Raw genomic sequence first — 18,154 nt, 5'->3', positions numbered from 1 at the left:
AGAGGGATTATTATGAGCGATCGTTTTATCAAATTTAATGATGAGCAATTAGATGCTAAGCAAGTTATGATGTTGCAAGACTTAGCACGCTTACTTCTCAAAAATGAACAAACACAAGTTAAAATTCAAAAATTCCCTTATTATGATCCAATCAACAACACATTGATTACAAGTTGGTTCTGGTCGCACCGTCCCGACCATATAGAGAAAGCTGGACTTAAAACAGATGTCATGCTTGCCGCTTACGGATATCAAATGATGGATGAAACTATTGTTAATAATGTACTTCATGATGATGAATTTGCACATCCGAAGTTCTATCAACAACTTTTTAGATTACTTGAAGATATGCGTGTGTTTAATCATATTCGTATTGCACGTCCTAGCACAGCTAAATTAATAGATTTACGTTTACAAACCCGATTGTCTTATACGGAGTCTCAAATCAAATTTTATAAGACTAAAACAGTATATACTGACTTGTTATTTTTATATTTAGAAAAAGCATTTCTAAGCCAAAACTTCTATGATATTCCAACCATAGATTCACAATTAGATGATATTTTAAATTCAATGTTTCTGTACTTACCTAACTTTTTCCAAAATGAAACATCAGAAGATAATATGTACTTAGCACAACGCATCATGTTTCAAATTGATGATATGTTAAACAAAGATATGTTAAACGAATATTATCATCTCCCTCGCAGGGTATATGAAGCAATCCACGAAATGTCATTTGATGAGTTGAAACGCACGGATGCAAGTAACGTTGACGGTAAAGATAATACATCTGAAGATACAGATGCAGAAACTGCTAAAGCTGAAACAAAAGCTCAAGATAGCAAATCAGAAGGCGGCGCATATCTTGAAATGGAACTTCATGAGGGTGAAAATAGTGAGGTTATGAGTGATAATGATACTGCGCGTGAGGGTGATTCCACAGACGACATGACGGATATGATGACTAAAAAAGGGCGCGGGTCAGAAAATACACTGAACAACGATGAAGGCGGGTTCATTGGCGAGAACGCTTCATTTGCACTTAAAGGAATTAATGAAAATGTTGAAATTAAATGGAATGTACCTGATATTGAACCTGATTTCTTGCCAGCATATCAAGATGTTAAAAATGATGTTCAATTCGAAACAAAAGATTTAATTCAAATTATTAAAAAGACGATTGATCGAGAACATGTAGATGAACGTCACAATTTAACTAAAGGTCGTTTACAACGAGATTTAACTAATTGGTTTATCGATGACCAATATAAATTATTTTATAAGAAACAAGATTTAAGTAAGACGTTCGATGCTACTTTCACATTACTAATTGATGTGTCTGCAAGTATGTTCGATAAGATGGAGGAAACAATCAAGGGTGTTGTGCTTTTCCATGAAACGCTTAAAGCATTAAATGTTAAACATGAAATACTGGCATTCAATGAAGATGCATTTGATTCTGATGATCGTAAACAACCTAACATCATTGATGAAATTGTTCATTACGATTATTCAACTATGGAAAAAAGCGGGCCACGAATTATGTCGTTACACCCGCAAGACGATAACCGTGACGGTGTAGCCATACGTATTGCTAGCGAACGTTTACTAAGAAGAAGTCATAATCAACGTTTCCTAATCGTCTTTTCTGATGGAGAACCTTCAGCTTACAATTATGCGCAAGATGGTATTTTAGACACGTATGAAGGGGTAGAAATGGCACGTAAATATGGTATTGAAGTATTTAATGTGTTCTTGAGTCAAGATGTTATTACAGAAGACATTGAACAAACTATTCATAATATTTATGGACAATATGCCTTATTTGTTGAGGGCGTAGAAAATCTTCCAAGCCATCTATCACCATTACTCAAAAAATTACTACTAAAATCATTTTAAAATTTTGTATAAGTATAGCTTTAAATATATATCAACTTTTCAAATTTTCTGAAATCACATAGACTTGCAATTCCTTTTTATGCTAGAATGTTTAATATTGCAAACATACACATAAAAAGGAGCAATTCTATGAATAAGAATACTTGGATTGTAGGATTTACGTTATTCGCTATGTTTTTCGGCGCAGGTAATCTTATTTTTCCACCAAATTTAGGTCAAGATAGTGGTCATTTCTTTTGGCCCGCTGTGATCGCATTTTGTTTAACAGGCATTGGCTTACCGTTACTAGGCGTTATTGTAGGCGCTCTAGACAAACAAGGTTACGTAGGTTCTTTAAACAAAATATCACCTAAATTTTCAATTATATTTTTAATTATTATATATTTAACAATCGGACCTCTGTTTGCAATTCCGCGTACAGCTTCAACTTCATTCGAGATGACTGTCACACCAATTGCTCATACAAATAGTAATCTTATACTATTCATATTTACGTTGATTTATTTCCTAATCGTTCTTTACCTTTGTATTAATCCAGGTAAAATTGTAGATCGTATCGGATCATTGTTGACGCCACTATTGTTGATAACAATTTTAGCTATGATTATTAAAGGTTTCGTCGATTATAGTGGTAATACGCCATCTCATGGAAATCAAGTTGATTATAGTTCAGCTATCGGAAGTTTTTCGAAAGGCTTTACAGAAGGTTATTTAACGATGGATGCAATTGCAGCAATTGCTTTCTCAATGATTGTAGTGAATGCAATAAAAGCAACTGGGGTAAAACATGCAGATCAAATATTTAAACAAACAGTAATGTCAGGTTTGATTGCAGCTGTAGCACTCATCTTCATATACGTATCATTAGGATTTATAGGTAATCATATGAACGTAGACAATGAAACACTTAAAAATTTAACTGCTAAGGATCAAAATGTAGGTGCCTACTTATTAACAACAATGGCAGCAAGTGGTTTTGGTGTCTTTGGCAAATATTTATTAGGTATTATTGTTGCATTAGCTTGTTTGACAACTGCTTGCGGCTTAATAGTGGCTGTAAGTCAGTATTTCAATAGAATATTCCCTAAAGTTTCGTATAAAGCTTATACAATATTCTTTACTTTAATTAGTTTTATATTGTCCAATTTAGGTTTAAATGCAGTAATATCCATGTCTGTTCCAGTATTGAGTATTATTTATCCTGTTGCAATAACTGTGGTATTACTTATCTTACTTGCAAGATTTATACCAACTAAGCGAATTGCTCAACAAATACCAATTGTTGTCATTAGTATCGTTTCAATTTTGAGCGTTATTAGTTCTAATGGTTGGGTGAAGATGTCATTTATAGATGCTTTACCATTAAAGCAATATTCATTAGAGTGGTTCCCCATAGCAGTGATTGCTACCATTATTGGTTATATAGTCGCTAAGTTTGTAAAATAGGACTATATTATTTATCAAAAAGAATAGTTCTTTAACAAAATTTGCAACAAGTCGAAGATATTAAAAAGCACATCAGACTCAAATTGAGTTGTGATGTGCTTTTGTTTATGTGCTATTCTTTCTTCATAGAAAGTTAGTGTTGTTTTAATTCATCTTCTAAACCAACGAGTTCTTTTTCTGCTTCTTTACGTTTTTGGCGACCATTTTGTTGAATTTGAAGTGTTTGTTCTATCGTTTCGATAATATCGCTTTGTGTCGATTTAAGTGTTTCAATATCAACAATACCGCGCTCATTTTCAGTTGCAGTTTCAATTGCATTTTGTTTTAGCATCGCCGCATTTTGCGTAAGCAAATCATTGGTTGTATCAGTTACAGCACGTTGCGCGGACACTGCATTACGTTGTCTCATCAATGTAAGGGCAATCGCCATTTGATTTTTCCATAGAGGAATACTTGTTAAAATCGAACTTTGAATTTTCTCAGCTAAAGCCTGATTCACATTTTGAATCATACGGATTTGTGGTGCAGTTTGTATTGCAATTTGACGAGATAATTGTAAATCATAAATGCGTTTATCTAAACGATCAACAAATTGTTCCATATCCGCGACAGCTTGGATATCCATTTGATTGCCACTTTGATGCGCATTTGCTTGTAATTTTGGAATATCTTCAGCTTGTATTTCATGTTTTTTTCTTTTAGCAGCAGCAATATATAAATTAACATCATCAAAGTAATCTTTATTTTGTTGGTATAAACCATCTAATAATTTAATGTCTTTAGATAGATTATTTTTGTGTCTATCAAGCTGAATTGTAATTCTATCAATTTGCGAACTAACAGATTGCATTCTTGAAAATACTTCATTAATAGAAGCTTTCGTACGTTTAAATAAACGTTTCAACTTAGATTGTTTCTCTGGATTTAATTCATCAGGGTTGACGGCTTTTAGTTTTGACATTAACTGATTAAGTGAATCCCCAACAGGTCCAATATCTTTTGTCTGCACTTCATCCAACATTTTATGCGAGAATTGAGACATGTTTTCTTGTAAATGAGTTCCATAAGTTAGTAACCCATCATTATCTAAAGGTTTAATTTGTTGACTAATAGTTTCAATCTTTTGTAGTTCTTTATCAGTAAATTGTTGATGAAAATCGTCTAAAACTGTATTATCATGTGCTAGGTTAATGTTGTTTTCATTATTCAAATTATTAAACTGTTGTTGTTCTATATAATCATCTAATGGATGTGCGTTGTTAAATTGTTCATCTCGAGACATTTAAGTAAATCGCTCCATTTCTTTATTCTATTTATCTTTATGACGTGTTTGTTCCAATTTATTAAGTTGCATTTCAACATCTAGACGTTCGTAATCATCTTCATTGATTCTCTTCAAATCAGCAATTAGTGTACGTTTCACTTCATCTAGCGTGATACGTGTTTGTTCTAATTTTTGCTTTTCTTCAACTGATTTTTTTGGCATTTTAGCCAGTCGAGTATACGACTCAATTAAATTTAAAGCATTGTCTATATGTGAATAAAAGAAACTTTCAACTTTAAAGAACATTGCTGGTCGTTGTTTAACAGCAAAGTGAATAGACTTTGATATTCTATAGATATCATTTATTTGTCTAAAATCCTGAATAGATCTTACATTGATAAATGACTTCAATATAGTACGTATCTTGTCTTGGGTTTGCTTTAAATGGTTTCTCACGTAATAATAGTCTCTTCGTGAAAGGCCAATTTCTGTTAAATACTTCTTAGACGTAAGTCGTTGAGTAGGGAAGTAGGACACAAAAAACATCCCAATTCCTATTAAACCATCAATAATGAATGATAAATCAAAGCCAAAAACGCTGATCAACCATGACACTATTGCTACTGGAACCCCCACAATCACGCCAAAAAGTCGAGAAATATTGTATCTCAAATGACATCTTCCTTTTTATATTTAAATCGATTTAAAGTCTGTAAAATCTTCACTCAAATTAGTTTCTTCAAGTTCATAGTGTGTAACATGTGAAGCAGGTGATGCACCATTGATCACAGCATTAATAAACTGATCAATATTATCGTCATTACCTATTGCATATATTTCAACATAATCATCTACATTCTGAACTGTACCTTTAACATGATATTTGTTTGCTAATCTTTGAGTGTAATATCGAAAACCTACACCTTGAACAGTTCCAAACACTTGTAAATGCTTTTGCTTCATAGTATCACCTCTTACACTTATTATACGTAGTTTTATACTAAAAAACTAATATTTACTATTGAGTCAAGAGGCTATCAGTCAAAAGTATGAGCCATTATATTTTTAATTCAGATATAAAATAGTTAAAATAAGTATTATAGGTTAATTGAGAGGGGATTTATATATGTGGACAGTTACCAAGATCAGAGCTGACTACGAGGGATGGTGGTTATTTAGTGACTGGACAGATAAAATTGTTGAACAACATCAATTTTCAACGTATGCTGAAATGATTGATTACTATAAAAATATAATTGCAAAAAGTAAAAATGATTATGATAATTATGTTGTTGGTAAATACAATATTCATGCATTTTATAACAACTGTGATTTAAACTTTTGTGAAGATTGCGAAGAAGACTTACAAATATTTTATAGTTTTATTGTATTAAATAATAAAGAAGTATATTATAATCTACCAAAAATTAATTAAAAGATAATTTTCTATAATTGTATTGCAATTTGGTAAGAACTAACATATAATTACTACTAAGCAATGGTTTTATTCCATATTGCAAAGAATATCTGTAAGAGTTATTTATAGCGTTTCGTTATTCATACATAATTGTCACATGTATTTTTTGTAATATGCGAATAATGCATATTGAAAGAATTTAGTCTTGGAGGTTTCAGAATTATGAAACAAGGTACAGTTAAATGGTTTAACGCTGAAAAAGGTTTTGGTTTTATCGAAGTTGAAGGTGAAAACGACGTATTCGTACACTTCTCAGCAATTAACCAAGATGGTTACAAATCATTAGAAGAAGGTCAATCAGTTGAATTTGAAGTAGTTGAAGGCGACCGCGGTCCTCAAGCTGCAAACGTTGTAAAACTATAATAAATAGATTGTAAAATATTGACTTTAGTAACACCTTACCAAGATGTAAGGTGTTTTTTATTTGGTTCTAAGAGAAATGCGGTTGATGAAACAAATTGATTGTTTCATTAACCGCATTTTTTATACAAAAAGAGCGCAAATATCTCTATAATATTAAGTGACCAAACCAAATAAAAGGAGAGATATCTCGCTTATGAGTAATTGTATCGCAGAAACATTAGAAATTAAAGATGAAAATATTATTTTGGAAAACCGTGTAGAACGTTTTTCCAATGGATATATAACAGCTAAATGTTATTTTGGCACATTAACTTATACGCCTAATCATTGTGAGAACTGTGGCTTCCCAAATGAAAACCATCGTATTGTTAAAAATGGTAAACGCCAAATATTAATTAAAGTACCTAAAGTTTCAGAAGTTCCTACGTATATTTCGCTCAAAAAACAACGTTTTTTATGTCGCCAATGCCATAGTACCTTTGTCGCTCAATCTGAAATAGTAGACAAACATTGTGTGATTTCAAATAATACAAAAAAATAATCTTAAATAAAAGTGTTCAAGACCGTTCGGTCAAATCTATTAGTGAAAGTACCAATACCTCATTCCATACGGTTACGCGTATTATTAATGAAGCAGCTAAAGAGATAGCTCAGACACCATCTAAATCCTTACCAGAACACATTATGATTGATGAACTTAAAACAGTAAACGGTCAAATGAGCATGGTGTACTGTGATGGCTTAACACATCAATTTGGAGATATCATCGAAAGTCGTAAAAAACGATTTGTTCTTGACTACTTTTATCATTTTTCTTTAGAAGAACGTAAAAAAGTAAAAACTGTTTCCATTGATATGTTTAAAGCTTATATTTACATGATTCAGGAATTATTCCCTAATGCGCGCATCATTATTGATCGTTTTCACATTGTTCAATCTATCAATAGAGAAATTAACACTGCGCGTATCCGTTTGATGAATGAAGTTAGATACACAGATCACCGATTTTATAATAAGTTAAAACGGCATTGGAAGATATTTCTTACCGATACAGAAAATCTAGAAAGCTTTGTTTATGGCCCTGTTAAACTCTTCGACAAATGGATGACACCTCAAGGTGTCTTGGATTATATGCTAGAAGGAAATGACATACTTAAATTTACGCATCAAGTAGGCCATCAGCTTAGACGGGCTTTAAAACTCAATCAATCGGAAAAGTTCTTTAGTTGTATTAAAGACGAAACATCTATTTCTAAAGGTTTAAATAGAGTATTAAATACATTCGATAAATTTTCACCACATATTATGAATACGTTCAATTTTCCACATTTATCAAATGGACCTATCGAAGGTTTTAATAATAAAATTAAAGTTCAAAAACGTATAGCTTACGGTTATCGTAACTTCGAGAATTTCAAATGTCGTATAATCATCAAAGAACGATTATTTAAAAAAACAAAAAGGAAACCAAGACTAAAAAAAGTCTGATTTCCACCTTGTCGCTTAATCTTATTATAATTAAATAATTTTTTTATTTATCAACCGATGTTTGCGTAGAACCTTTTATTTTAAGTTAATAATGGCTTTAGAAAAGGATTGTACGAAAAATGAGTTTACCTTTTATTGAATGGTACAAAATAAAATATTGTTTTTATTGTATAAATATATTATTATTACACTGATAAGTAGGAGAAAGGAGAGATGATTATGTTAAAACTTTTAGATATATTCCAATTCTCAATTGGTAGATTTTATATCGGCTATCGTGGCCGTCATATTAAATGGTAATATCAATCTTAAAAAATCGAAGAATAATTTGTATATTTGCAATTATTTGTATAATACTCAGTAGTTCAATGATGCTAAATTTATTAATAGGCTTAACTGCTTATCTAATAAAATCAGAATTTTTAGAGTTTATAGTTTTATTGTTAAGTATTAACATCTGTTTTTTAATAATACCTACTTATCTTTCTTCAATTTTTTCTTATAAATTCGATCCATACTCAATGTATAAATTTTCAAATATATTAATTTACACAATTATTTTTATTTTAGTGTTTTATTTTTTTGATGATTTTAAATTAACATTATTTTATTTAACAATTGCAATGGGAGAAGAATATTTATTTAGAGAAGTTGTTTATAAAATTCTATTAAATAATTTTAGTTTTATCAATTCAATTATTATAGGTTCTTTATTGTTTTCTTTGTTATTACATTTAAATGAGTCAATAATAACAAATTTATTAATTAGATTTCCATCTAGTATTTTATTATATTTATTAAGATATGCTTTTGGTCTTAGGGCATCTATAAGTGTTCATTGGATTTATAATATTTTAGTTTCAAAAGTAATAGGGTGATTGTATGAAATTAGCACTTATTTCGATTTTAGTAAATTGTATTTTTTATATTTATTTAGCTTATTTGGGCTTAGATATAAATTTATTTTTATCAACTGTTTTAACTATTATTATTCCTTGCTTAATTTCTTCAATAGCAATAATCTTTGTTAAACCATCAATATTACATGTGTTAATCACTGTTGCATTTAATGTTTTTTATTATATAATTTACAGTTTATATATTATGAATTTAGATGGTTATTTAGAATATGTTTCTAAATATAATATTGATAATAATGATATAAATATACAAGTGTCACCAAATATGTTAGAAATCTCTCAAGTAATTTTTTTAATATTGGCTTATTTAATACCTCAACTATTCATAATATTTATTAAATTTAAAAAAGGGGAGAAACATGTTAGAATTTAAAGATATTTCAAAAAAGTATCATAAAAAAGCAATTTTAGAAAATATAAATTTCAAAATATGTAAAGGTGAAAAAGTCGGTTTGCTTGGTACTAATGGGGCAGGTAAAACTACTTTAATGAAGCTAATTGCTAAATCTCAGTTGCCTACCCAAGGTCATATTTTTTATAATGGCATTGATATAAATAGTAAATATAACGTTTTAAATGATTTTGCATTTATGATTAATCAAATCTATTTCCCTGAAATTAGCGCCAGAAAAAATTTAGAATATTACTTAGAAATTAATAATAAAACAGAATATTCTAAAGATATAAGTAAAATTTTAAATCTAGTTGCTCTAGAAGATAACTCGAAGAAAGTAAAATACTTTTCATATGGTATGAAACAGCGATTATGTTTGGCGTTATGTTTAATAATCAAACCAAAAGTTGCTATTTTAGATGAACCATTTTTAGGTTTAGATCCTATTGGAGTACAAAAATTAATAACAATAATCGAACAATTTTCTAAAGAGAATGACACAATTTTTTTAATATCTAGTCATCAATTAAAAGAATTAGAAGGATTGTGCACAAGGTTTTTATTATTAAATAAACGAAAGATTACAGAAATAGATGTTAAAGAACAAAACAATATTATAAAATTGAAATTTAAAAAAACAATTAACAATATTGACAATTTACTTTCTAAGTTCTCATTTATTGAAAAAATCGACTTAAATATTGTCACTATAAAAAATGAGAACGATAACTTGTCTAAATTACTTGTAGAGTTAAGTGATAATTCTTTATTAGAAGTTATACATAACTCACATGATTTAGAATCATATTTTTATCAAGAGTAGGTATTACTAATGTTTAAATTTATATTCATGTATGTTTTTAAGATACGCGCCACATGGTTACTTTTAATTCTAGGTCTCTATCCTTTATTAATATTTTTAGCACAATTTTTAAATAGTAATTTCTTATCACTCTCAGCTAGTCAAGCTGGTAGTGTAAGCTTTTTGGAAACCTTTATTGCGATATATGATACCCAGCAAAAGTCAATGCTATCATTAATAATAGTTGCTTATTTAGCATCAATATTATTCTATAATGAAATTAGTACTAGTCGTCTTCTTTTTTTCAAAGATCAGAATAGAAATAAAATTTTTAATAATAAATTTTTATCAATCATTATAGTTTATATTACTTTTCTAATTATATTATGTGTATCCTCAATAATTGTTTATTTATATTTTGTGAATAATCATGATTATTCATCACATTCTTTATTATTAAAAGATACTAAATATAATCATTATCTAATGACAAATTTGATAGGCTTATTTTTTACCGATGCTATTTTAATATTTTTATCACTTATTGCATCTATACGTTTTAATACTGGAGTAACTATTATTACTTTAATTACAGGATTTATTCTCATAAAAGTTACAGACAGTATTGATAAAATTAAGCTTTTCCCTTCTAATTTTATCAAATTAGATAGTAATATTAGCTTTTCGCAAAATTTATTAATAATGAGTGTAATTACTTTAGTATAAATAATAGTTATATATCTTGTATCAAAACTTATTTTTAAAAAATTACAATATTAGTATATATATAATAGAATTAATTATTAAGATATTAAAAACCTACGTAGCAAAATTTATAAAGTCTACGTAGGTTTTAAGTTTAAATTTTCTTTTAACATTCTTTAGAATTATTTTTTTAAATTGGTAATTGTTATTTAGTATCGTTAATAATCAATTGACGTAATGATTGGCGTTTAATAACTTCACGTGCTTTACCATCTTTTAAGAAAAACACAGGTGGTTTCTGCATTTGATTGTAATTAGAAGCCATTGAGTAATGATATGCTCCTGTAGAAAGAATCGCTAGGTAATCACCACGTTGAACAGAAGAAGGGAGTTTCGCATTGCGAATAATAATATCGCCTGATTCACATAATTTACCAGCAATCGTTACCGTATCATCAGCTTCTTCATGACGATTCACTAATAACGCTTGATATTTCGCATCGTATAAAGCTGTTCTAATATGATCACTCATACCGCCATCAATCGATACATATTTATTCACATTAGGAATTTCTTTAATTGTGCCAACTTCATATAATGTTATACCAGCTTCACCAACGATTGAACGACCAGGTTCAATACCTATTTCTGGCACTTCATAATTCAATTTATCAGTTTCCGCTTTAATTGCGTTAGTTATTTCTGAGATGCCTTCCTCAATAGGGAAGCTAACATCACCTTCAATATATTTAATACCAAAACCTCCACCGATATTAAGCAGCTCAATTTTAATATCATTGTCAGATAACCAATTTAGTACTATTTTAGCAGTTTCAATCATTGCTTCAGTACCCTCGATTTGAGAACCGATATGGAAGTGAACGCCTTTTAAATGTAAACGTTTTGAATCACGCACTTTATTAACCGCTTCGATAGCCAAACCATGACGAATAGATAAACCGAATTTACTATCTTCTTGTCCAGTTTGAATAAACTCATGTGTATGCGCTTCAACACCTGGATTAACACGTATAACTACATTCACCGAATCACTTGCGTATTTATCGATTAATTCAATTTCTTCAAGTGAATCGATGACGAAGTAACCAACGCCATTTTCTAGAGCATATTGAATCTCATGTTTTGTTTTATTGTTACCATGGAAGTGAATTTTACTAGGATCAAATTTCGCCTCTAATGCAGTATATAATTCACCCTCAGATACTACATCTAATTGTAAATCCTCTTCTTGTACTAATTTAACCATTTGTATACAAGTGAAAGCTTTAGATGCATAAGAAATATTATATTTCAAACCACTTTCTTGAAAAGCTTTATGGTATCTACGCATTTGATTGCGGATTTCATCTTCATCATAAACAATAGTAGGGGTACCAAAGCTTTGAGCAAGCGTCTTTAAACTTGTGCCTGCCATTGTTAATTCACCATAATCATTATATTTTACTGCCATTTTATCTATACTCCTTTATGAGAGAATCATGATTCATCGCACTAAGTTGTTCTGAGTTAGCGCCAACACCTTTGAATGTATATTCATCAATGCGTATATCGTCATTATATAATATCACTTCATCTTGTGCATCGACTTCATCATCGACTTCCACAAACATATGACTCATCATTAATGCACGAATAGGGTAACGCTTACCATTAATTAATGCGTCATGTTTAGCTCTCGATTTAAGGATACCATCACCATAACCGATGTCTACAACTGCTAATCGTGTGTGATCACGAGTCGCTTCGAATGCGAAACTATACCCACAATAATCTCCAGCATTAACTTCACGCACTTGAATCACATTACCTTTAACAGTCAGTGATTGCTTAATAATCTGTGTGCCTAATCGGCTATAAGGACGAGAACCATATAACGCGATGCCTACACGTGCATGGGTATGTTGCGGTAATAGTATTTGACCTTCACGATAATAGCTTGCACTATTTTGCGCATGAATGAAATCAAACTGATAACCATCTTTTAACAATGCATTCACCACATTTATCCAAGCCTCTCGCTCTACACCATACTCTGGAACATCAAATTCATCCGCATAACCAAAGTGGGTCCATACGCCACTAATAATCATTTTATCTTCGTTTGTATTCGCTAGATGGTCTTCAATAACTTCTTTAATTTCTTCTAATGTTTTGAATCCAGAACGGTGAAGTAAATTCTCATATTCGAGATGCACTTTGATACCACTTAAATCATTCTTATATTTATAATAGTACGCTAATGACGGTAAGGTCATTTGAATTTGATATTTTCTTACTTTTTCAAAATCATAAACTGCGTTCATCAAGAATATCGTGGCATTAGGTGCTAATTCGCGTACTTTAATGGCTTCTTTCAAAGAAGTAGTGCTAAATGTATGGATTCCTGCTTTTAAAAAAGAGGTAACAGCAAACGCCAAACCATAATGATAAGCGTTGTTCTTCACTACAGCCATTATTGAATTATCATTTTTAACTTGAATAGCATTTTGTAAAAACGCTTCTTTATCGACGGACCATATTGCTGTCAATGTGAATTACTCCTCTCCATAATGCATTAACAATTGTTCATAATAATTTGCCACATCAATTAATACTTTTTCATCAAAATTTAAATGAGAGGTATGAAGGCCAGTTACAAAACCTTTGTCTTCGTTACGTGTACCTACGAATGCAAAGTAAGCAGGCGCAAGTTGTTGGCCATAGAAACTAAAGTCTTCACCAAATAAGAAAGGTAGGGGCTTATCTATTACTTCTAGATTCGCAGCATTAATTGCTTGTTCTACACTTGCACGTAGTTTAGGACTGTTCATCGTAGGAGGATAGCCTTCTTCAAATTTCACTTCACATTCTACGTTAAATAATAAACTTACACTTTCAGCAATTTTATGCATTTGAGTTTTAACTACATTTAAATCATTAGGGTCATACGTTCTAATTGTACCTTCTAAATATCCGTGGCTAGCTACTGTATTTATTGCCTCACCAGCTTCAAAATGTCCCATATGAACAATGTTTCGTTTCAATCCGTTAAGATGATACTGTTGTATCTGACCAACTTGATTTAGAACATGTAATAGCGCTTCGCCACAAGAATGACCTTGTTCTTTATCCGCAACATGACTAGATAGCCCTTTTAAAAAGAAACGATACTCAGTTGCACTGGCTGTAATTTCTTCATCGCGGATTACAACTTGTCCTTCATCTGCAAATGGATTAACATGAATGCCAAAAACGGCTTCTATTGGATAATTATTAAACGCGCCTGCTTTAATTAAGCGATTCGCACCGCCGCCAGTTTCTTCAGCAGGTTGGAATATAAATACAACATTATGCGGTAGTGTCCCTTTATCAAACATCTCTTTACAACGTTTAACAAATAACATTAATGCCGTTGTATGACCGTCATGGCCGCACGCATGCATCACGTTGTCTGTTTGACTACGATAGTCAACATCATTTTCTTCAAAAATAGGTAACGCATCAATATCTGCTCGAAATGCAACGGTATGATCACTATTACCTTTTAAATAAGCAATTGCACCTGTTTCAAGCGGTCTCTCATAAGAAACCCCTAAGTCATCTAAAAAATGTGTAATGTATTCTGTTGTCTCAAACTCATGTAGACTTAATTCTGGATGTTGATGTAAATGTCTTCTATGTTTCGTTACAAACTCTAATTCGCTCATCATATCATTCCTTTGTTTACTATATTCGTCTTATCATTATTGTAACTTATTTCATCTTTTTATGTATGGTGTGATTGTAATTTAAAATATGATTAAAGTGTGAGAATAGAGAAAGAATAACCCGTCATACTAGCGCGTCATCACTCTCGAGAATAACTAAAACTGAGAAGAGCTTATGTTAAGCGCCTTCTCAGTTCAGTCAGCTATTACAATCATGCATTATAGCCATAAAATAATAAATTGTGCCACAGACACTTATCAAATACATATCGCATTAGTCATTCAATTTTCTTAATGCTGAAACGATTTCACGTTTAGAATCTTCAACTTCAGAAGTTTGTTTAATGACTTTGGCTGGTGTACCAGCAACAACTGCACCAGCTGGAACGTCTTGAGTGACAATAGCACCAGCAGCAACAATTGCACCTTCACCAACATGAACGCCTTCTAAGATAACCGCATTCGCACCGATTAACACATTATCTTCAATGATTACTGGAGAGGCGCTAGGGGGTTCAATAACACCTGCTAACACAGCACCAGCACCTACATGTACATTTTTACCAGTAGTAGCACGACCACCAAGTGTTGCATTCATATCAATCATAGTGCCTTCGCCAACAACTGCACCAATATTTATCGTTGCACCCATCATTACAACAGCGCCATCTTTGATAATTGCTTGTTCTCGAATGAATGCACCTGGCTCAATACGCGCATTCGTATTCGTTAAATCTTTAAGCGGAATAGCTGAATTTCGACGATCCATTTCAATTTCTAACTTCGTAATTACAGATTGATTTGCTTCATAGAATGTCTTCCAATCATCTGCTTCACAAAAAATAACTTTAGAATCGTCAGAACCAAATACTTTAAAAGATTCTGGGAAGGTAACACCATCAAAATGTCCATTGGCATATACTTTTAATGGTGTGGATTTTTTAGCATCACTGATATATTGAATAATTTCTTCAGCTGATAAGTGTTGTACCATAATTGAACTCTCCTTAATAATAGATAGAATTTTATATTTTATAAATTATCAAACGTGTAATAACCATTAGATTGATTTATTAATTTTTCTGCGGCAGTAATGGCACCGTTAGCAAAGATATCCTTTGACTGTGCTTTATGCGTAATTGTAATGGTTTCGTCTATTCCAGCAAATAACACGTCATGTTCACCAACTATAGTGCCACCTCGAATAGAGTGAATACCAATTTCATCTTTACTGCGTTGTTCAGTGCGCTCATGACGATCATATACAGGTGTACTGTTTTGACGTAAGTCTTTGATGACGTCATATAATTTAACTAATGTGCCACTAGGGGCATCTACTTTTTTATTATGATGTGCTTCAGTCAACTCAATATCAAAATCTTGTAAAAGCGGCACTGCAGCTTCTAATATTTTAGTTAATGCATGCACACCATAACTCATATTTGCACTAAAGAAGACAGGCATGCTTTGACCTAATTCATTTAACTTTTCAACTATTTTTTCCTTTTCACCAGTAGTAGCTACCACTAAAGGCAATTGAAATTGCTCATCAAGTAGAGGTAATAATAGATTAGGATTTGAAAAGTCTATAGCCACATCCGCTTCATTTTGCGCATCAGCAATATGACTGTAATGCGTATATGGCGTTGTTTCATTGTTTTGTGGCGCTATAACACCGATAATTTCATGACCTTTGTCTTCTGCCAAACGTGCCACTCTCTGATTCATTGCGCCATAACCTATAAGTAATATTTTCATTAAAGTTCACCTGCTTTAAATTGTTGAAATGCGTCAATTAATACTTTAGCATCTTCTACTTCTAAAGGAATCAGTGGTAAACGTAATTCATAATCTCCGAATCCTAGATAACTCGTTAACGCTTTAATCGGAATAGGGTTAACATCAACAGATAATGCACTTAATAATTTACCAATCGGTTCAAAATCTTTTGAAATATCTTCTCCACGTTGTTTCGCATCGTATAATGCTTGGAATTCTCTAGGAATAGCATTACCAATAACCGATATAACACCATTGCCACCTCTATTATAGAAGTCAACAACATTGTCATCATTACCGCTATACAATGCAAAAGTTTCTTGATCAATACGACGTTTTACATCTTCATAATAATCAAAATCATTTGTAGCATCTTTAATTGCAACAATGTATTGATTATGACTTAATGTTTCAACCGTTTCTGGTTCAATCGTCATATTTGTTCGAGAAGGTACATTATAAAGTACTACAGGTAATTTAACTTCATTTGCAATCGTTTCAAAGTGTTTAATTAATCCACGTTGATTCGTTTTGTTGTAGTAGGGTGTAATCAGCATAATTGCATCCGCACCAAGTGCTTTTGCGCGTAGTGATGCTTGAATAGATTTGGCAGTATTATTAGTACCTGTACCTGCGATAATTGTCACACGATGATTGACTTGTTGAATCACTGATTCTAGAATATGCGCTTTCTCTTCTTCAGTTAAAGTAGGGCTTTCAGCTGTAGTTCCATTAACAATAATAGCTTTTACACCATTTTCTAAAAGGAAATCTACGTGTCTCTCTAATGCATTATAATCAACTTCATTATTTTTGAATGGGGTAGCAAGTGCTACACCTACACCTTCGAATAAATGTGGCATATTATCTAGCTCCTTTTAAATTGATTACTTGCTCTAATACTTGCACGGCATTCAAGGCTGCACCTTTCAATAAATTGTCTGACGTACACCATACGTGGAACGTATTATCCAATGAGTCATCTCTACGAATACGACCAACAAACACGTCATCTTTACCAGTAGAAGTAAGTGCCTGAGGATACTCGTTATTGTCAGGATTATCAACTAATACAACACGATCATCTTTATCGAATAACGCTTTAATGTCTTGTACAGTTGCTTCTTTATCAAGCGTAACGTCAATCTCAACACTATGGCTATCTTGTACCGGAACGCGGGCACATGTAGCTGTGACTTTTAAATCTGGTTCATGTAAAATTTTGCGTGTTTCATCAATCATTTTTTGTTCTTCTTTTGTATATCCATTTTCTAAAAACACATCGATATGAGGTAACACATTATTGTAAATAGGGTGTGGATATGCTTCTGGTTCTTTCCCATTTGCACCTTCTGCTAAATCTCGTTTACCTTTAATTCCAGAGCCTGAAACTGCTTGATACGTAGTATATGCCACACGTTTTAAACCAAATTGATCTTGTAACACTTTTAATGGCACTACCGATTGAATTGTTGAACAGTTAGGATTGGCAATAATACCACGTTTGAATTCTGGTTGATTAACTTCAGGTACAATTAAATCTACATCTTCAGTCATTCGCCATTGGCTTGAATTATCAATAACGATTGCACCAGCTTTTTCAAAAATAGGGGCGAATTGTGCACTTGTACCGCCACCAGCACTCATTAAAACATAGTCAAAGTGGGCACTAGCTGCATCTTCTGTTAGTTCTTGAACAACATATGTTTGACCTTGAAATTCAACTTCTTTCCCCGCAGATCTTGCAGATGAGAATAAGACCAATTCGTCAAATTGAATGTGTTTACGATCAATAGTTTCTAACATTTTTGTTCCAACTAATCCTGTTGCTCCAACCACTGCTAATTTTGTCATAATTTATCACTCCAATAATATTTGTTTGAATTTTCCTAAAATTTAATTTAAAT

General features: G+C 31.7%; 20 protein-coding genes. 10 read left to right on the top strand and 10 right to left on the bottom strand.

Features of this window, described 5'->3' with window-relative positions; all coding sequences use genetic code 11:
* The first annotated feature begins 12 nt into the window (after window positions 1–12).
* Both HMPREF3239_RS10595 and brnQ read left to right on the top strand, forming a co-directional pair.
* Entirely contained in the window at window positions 13–1,902 is a 1,890-nt protein-coding gene (locus HMPREF3239_RS10595; protein ID WP_070855613.1) for a vWA domain-containing protein, read from the top strand.
* A gap of 129 nt (window positions 1,903–2,031) precedes the next feature.
* Window positions 2,032–3,348 carry a branched-chain amino acid-like transporter carrier protein BrnQ3 gene (gene brnQ / locus HMPREF3239_RS10590; RefSeq protein ID WP_070855612.1) on the top strand — a complete coding sequence of 439 codons (1,317 nt, stop codon included), beginning with the start codon at window positions 2,032–2,034 and terminating at the stop codon, window positions 3,346–3,348.
* 133 nt (window positions 3,349–3,481) lie between these two features.
* Here brnQ and HMPREF3239_RS10585 read toward each other — a convergent pair whose 3' ends face one another.
* Genes HMPREF3239_RS10585 through HMPREF3239_RS10575 form a run of 3 tightly spaced genes read right to left on the bottom strand, consistent with a single transcriptional unit; the run spans window position 3,482 to window position 5,575 of the window.
* A complete protein-coding gene (locus HMPREF3239_RS10585; RefSeq protein WP_070855611.1) occupies window positions 3,482–4,630 on the bottom strand; it encodes a toxic anion resistance protein in 1,149 nt (382 codons plus the stop codon).
* Window positions 4,631–4,657: 27 nt separating this feature from the next.
* On the bottom strand, window positions 4,658–5,284 hold the full coding sequence (locus tag HMPREF3239_RS10580; protein ID WP_053030888.1) for a 5-bromo-4-chloroindolyl phosphate hydrolysis family protein: 627 nt from the start codon (window positions 5,282–5,284) through the stop codon (window positions 4,658–4,660).
* A 21-nt stretch (window positions 5,285–5,305) separates the two neighbouring features.
* Entirely contained in the window at window positions 5,306–5,575 is a 270-nt protein-coding gene (locus HMPREF3239_RS10575; RefSeq protein WP_070855610.1) for an acylphosphatase, read from the bottom strand.
* 163 nt (window positions 5,576–5,738) lie between these two features.
* Here HMPREF3239_RS10575 and msaA point away from each other — a divergent pair, with 163 nt between their 5' ends.
* From msaA to HMPREF3239_RS10535, 8 genes are all read left to right on the top strand, one after another.
* Window positions 5,739–6,047 carry a regulatory protein MsaA gene (msaA, locus tag HMPREF3239_RS10570; protein ID WP_070855609.1) on the top strand — a complete coding sequence of 103 codons (309 nt, stop codon included), beginning with the start codon at window positions 5,739–5,741 and terminating at the stop codon, window positions 6,045–6,047.
* Window positions 6,048–6,251: 204 nt separating this feature from the next.
* Window positions 6,252–6,452 carry a cold shock protein CspA gene (gene cspA / locus HMPREF3239_RS10565; protein WP_002433901.1) on the top strand — a complete coding sequence of 67 codons (201 nt, stop codon included), beginning with the start codon at window positions 6,252–6,254 and terminating at the stop codon, window positions 6,450–6,452.
* Between the two features lie 193 nt (window positions 6,453–6,645).
* The gene (locus tag HMPREF3239_RS10560; RefSeq protein WP_070855608.1) at window positions 6,646–6,993 is read left to right on the top strand and encodes a transposase family protein; all 348 of its coding nucleotides are present in this window, start codon (window positions 6,646–6,648) and stop codon (window positions 6,991–6,993) included.
* The gene (locus HMPREF3239_RS10555; protein WP_070855607.1) at window positions 6,990–7,940 is read left to right on the top strand and encodes an ISL3 family transposase; all 951 of its coding nucleotides are present in this window, start codon (window positions 6,990–6,992) and stop codon (window positions 7,938–7,940) included. The genes HMPREF3239_RS10560 and HMPREF3239_RS10555 overlap by 4 nt, the downstream gene beginning before the upstream one ends.
* A 371-nt stretch (window positions 7,941–8,311) precedes the next feature.
* Window positions 8,312–8,818, top strand: a complete 507-nt coding sequence (locus HMPREF3239_RS10550; protein WP_242450162.1) for a CPBP family glutamic-type intramembrane protease — start codon at window positions 8,312–8,314, stop codon at window positions 8,816–8,818.
* A gap of 4 nt (window positions 8,819–8,822) precedes the next feature.
* Window positions 8,823–9,233, top strand: coding sequence for an Msa family membrane protein (locus HMPREF3239_RS12350; protein WP_070855606.1), 411 nt, complete (start codon window positions 8,823–8,825; stop codon window positions 9,231–9,233).
* A complete protein-coding gene (locus HMPREF3239_RS10540) occupies window positions 9,220–10,077 on the top strand; it encodes an ABC transporter ATP-binding protein (protein ID WP_070855605.1) in 858 nt (285 codons plus the stop codon). The genes HMPREF3239_RS12350 and HMPREF3239_RS10540 overlap by 14 nt, the downstream gene beginning before the upstream one ends.
* 9 nt (window positions 10,078–10,086) lie before the next feature.
* Window positions 10,087–10,782 carry a hypothetical protein gene (locus HMPREF3239_RS10535; protein WP_070855604.1) on the top strand — a complete coding sequence of 232 codons (696 nt, stop codon included), beginning with the start codon at window positions 10,087–10,089 and terminating at the stop codon, window positions 10,780–10,782.
* A gap of 184 nt (window positions 10,783–10,966) precedes the next feature.
* Here the strand turns inward: HMPREF3239_RS10535 and lysA are convergent, their stop codons facing one another.
* The 7 genes from lysA to HMPREF3239_RS10500 all read right to left on the bottom strand — a co-directional run bounded on the left by lysA (window position 10,967) and on the right by HMPREF3239_RS10500 (window position 18,101).
* Window positions 10,967–12,232 (bottom strand): diaminopimelate decarboxylase, encoded by a 1,266-nt coding sequence (lysA, locus tag HMPREF3239_RS10530; RefSeq protein WP_070855603.1) that lies wholly within the window; start codon window positions 12,230–12,232, stop codon window positions 10,967–10,969.
* A 1-nt stretch (window position 12,233) separates the two neighbouring features.
* Window positions 12,234–13,310 carry an alanine racemase gene (locus HMPREF3239_RS10525; RefSeq protein WP_070855602.1) on the bottom strand — a complete coding sequence of 359 codons (1,077 nt, stop codon included), beginning with the start codon at window positions 13,308–13,310 and terminating at the stop codon, window positions 12,234–12,236.
* Window positions 13,311–13,316: 6 nt separating this feature from the next.
* Complete coding sequence (locus HMPREF3239_RS10520) at window positions 13,317–14,468, bottom strand: amidohydrolase (RefSeq protein ID WP_070855601.1); 1,152 nt, start codon at window positions 14,466–14,468, stop codon at window positions 13,317–13,319.
* A 274-nt stretch (window positions 14,469–14,742) separates the two neighbouring features.
* A complete protein-coding gene (dapD, locus tag HMPREF3239_RS10515; RefSeq protein WP_070855600.1) occupies window positions 14,743–15,462 on the bottom strand; it encodes a 2,3,4,5-tetrahydropyridine-2,6-dicarboxylate N-acetyltransferase in 720 nt (239 codons plus the stop codon).
* 38 nt (window positions 15,463–15,500) lie between these two features.
* Window positions 15,501–16,226 (bottom strand): 4-hydroxy-tetrahydrodipicolinate reductase, encoded by a 726-nt coding sequence (dapB, locus tag HMPREF3239_RS10510; protein ID WP_070855599.1) that lies wholly within the window; start codon window positions 16,224–16,226, stop codon window positions 15,501–15,503.
* Entirely contained in the window at window positions 16,226–17,110 is an 885-nt protein-coding gene (gene dapA, locus HMPREF3239_RS10505; RefSeq protein ID WP_053030911.1) for a 4-hydroxy-tetrahydrodipicolinate synthase, read from the bottom strand. The genes dapB and dapA overlap by 1 nt, the downstream gene beginning before the upstream one ends.
* Before the next feature lies 1 nt (window position 17,111).
* Window positions 17,112–18,101 carry an aspartate-semialdehyde dehydrogenase gene (locus HMPREF3239_RS10500; RefSeq protein ID WP_053030913.1) on the bottom strand — a complete coding sequence of 330 codons (990 nt, stop codon included), beginning with the start codon at window positions 18,099–18,101 and terminating at the stop codon, window positions 17,112–17,114.
* Between the last annotated feature and the right edge of the window lie 53 nt (window positions 18,102–18,154).

Origin of the sequence: Staphylococcus sp. HMSC34C02 (genome assembly GCF_001838705.1) — a bacterium.
Lineage (GTDB): Bacteria > Bacillota > Bacilli > Staphylococcales > Staphylococcaceae > Staphylococcus > Staphylococcus borealis.
This window is presented reverse-complemented; position numbering and strand designations above follow the sequence as displayed.

Excerpts from the sequence above, each read along its gene's own strand:
- HMPREF3239_RS10595 (WP_070855613.1), top strand. The coding sequence starts at position 13 with ATGAGCGATCGTTTTATCAAATTTAATGATGAGCAATTAGATGCTAAG.
- brnQ (WP_070855612.1), top strand. The coding sequence starts at position 2,032 with ATGAATAAGAATACTTGGATTGTAGGATTTACGTTATTCGCTATGTTT.
- HMPREF3239_RS10585 (WP_070855611.1), bottom strand. The coding sequence starts at position 4,630 with ATGTCTCGAGATGAACAATTTAACAACGCACATCCATTAGATGATTAT.
- HMPREF3239_RS10575 (WP_070855610.1), bottom strand. The coding sequence starts at position 5,575 with ATGAAGCAAAAGCATTTACAAGTGTTTGGAACTGTTCAAGGTGTAGGT.
- msaA (WP_070855609.1), top strand. The coding sequence starts at position 5,739 with ATGTGGACAGTTACCAAGATCAGAGCTGACTACGAGGGATGGTGGTTA.
- cspA (WP_002433901.1), top strand. The coding sequence starts at position 6,252 with ATGAAACAAGGTACAGTTAAATGGTTTAACGCTGAAAAAGGTTTTGGT.
- HMPREF3239_RS10560 (WP_070855608.1), top strand. The coding sequence starts at position 6,646 with ATGAGTAATTGTATCGCAGAAACATTAGAAATTAAAGATGAAAATATT.
- HMPREF3239_RS10550 (WP_242450162.1), top strand. The coding sequence starts at position 8,312 with ATGCTAAATTTATTAATAGGCTTAACTGCTTATCTAATAAAATCAGAA.
- HMPREF3239_RS12350 (WP_070855606.1), top strand. The coding sequence starts at position 8,823 with ATGAAATTAGCACTTATTTCGATTTTAGTAAATTGTATTTTTTATATT.
- HMPREF3239_RS10540 (WP_070855605.1), top strand. The coding sequence starts at position 9,220 with ATGTTAGAATTTAAAGATATTTCAAAAAAGTATCATAAAAAAGCAATT.
- HMPREF3239_RS10535 (WP_070855604.1), top strand. The coding sequence starts at position 10,087 with ATGTTTAAATTTATATTCATGTATGTTTTTAAGATACGCGCCACATGG.
- lysA (WP_070855603.1), bottom strand. The coding sequence starts at position 12,232 with ATGGCAGTAAAATATAATGATTATGGTGAATTAACAATGGCAGGCACA.
- HMPREF3239_RS10520 (WP_070855601.1), bottom strand. The coding sequence starts at position 14,468 with ATGAGCGAATTAGAGTTTGTAACGAAACATAGAAGACATTTACATCAA.
- dapD (WP_070855600.1), bottom strand. The coding sequence starts at position 15,462 with ATGGTACAACACTTATCAGCTGAAGAAATTATTCAATATATCAGTGAT.
- dapB (WP_070855599.1), bottom strand. The coding sequence starts at position 16,226 with ATGAAAATATTACTTATAGGTTATGGCGCAATGAATCAGAGAGTGGCA.
- dapA (WP_053030911.1), bottom strand. The coding sequence starts at position 17,110 with ATGCCACATTTATTCGAAGGTGTAGGTGTAGCACTTGCTACCCCATTC.
- HMPREF3239_RS10500 (WP_053030913.1), bottom strand. The coding sequence starts at position 18,101 with ATGACAAAATTAGCAGTGGTTGGAGCAACAGGATTAGTTGGAACAAAA.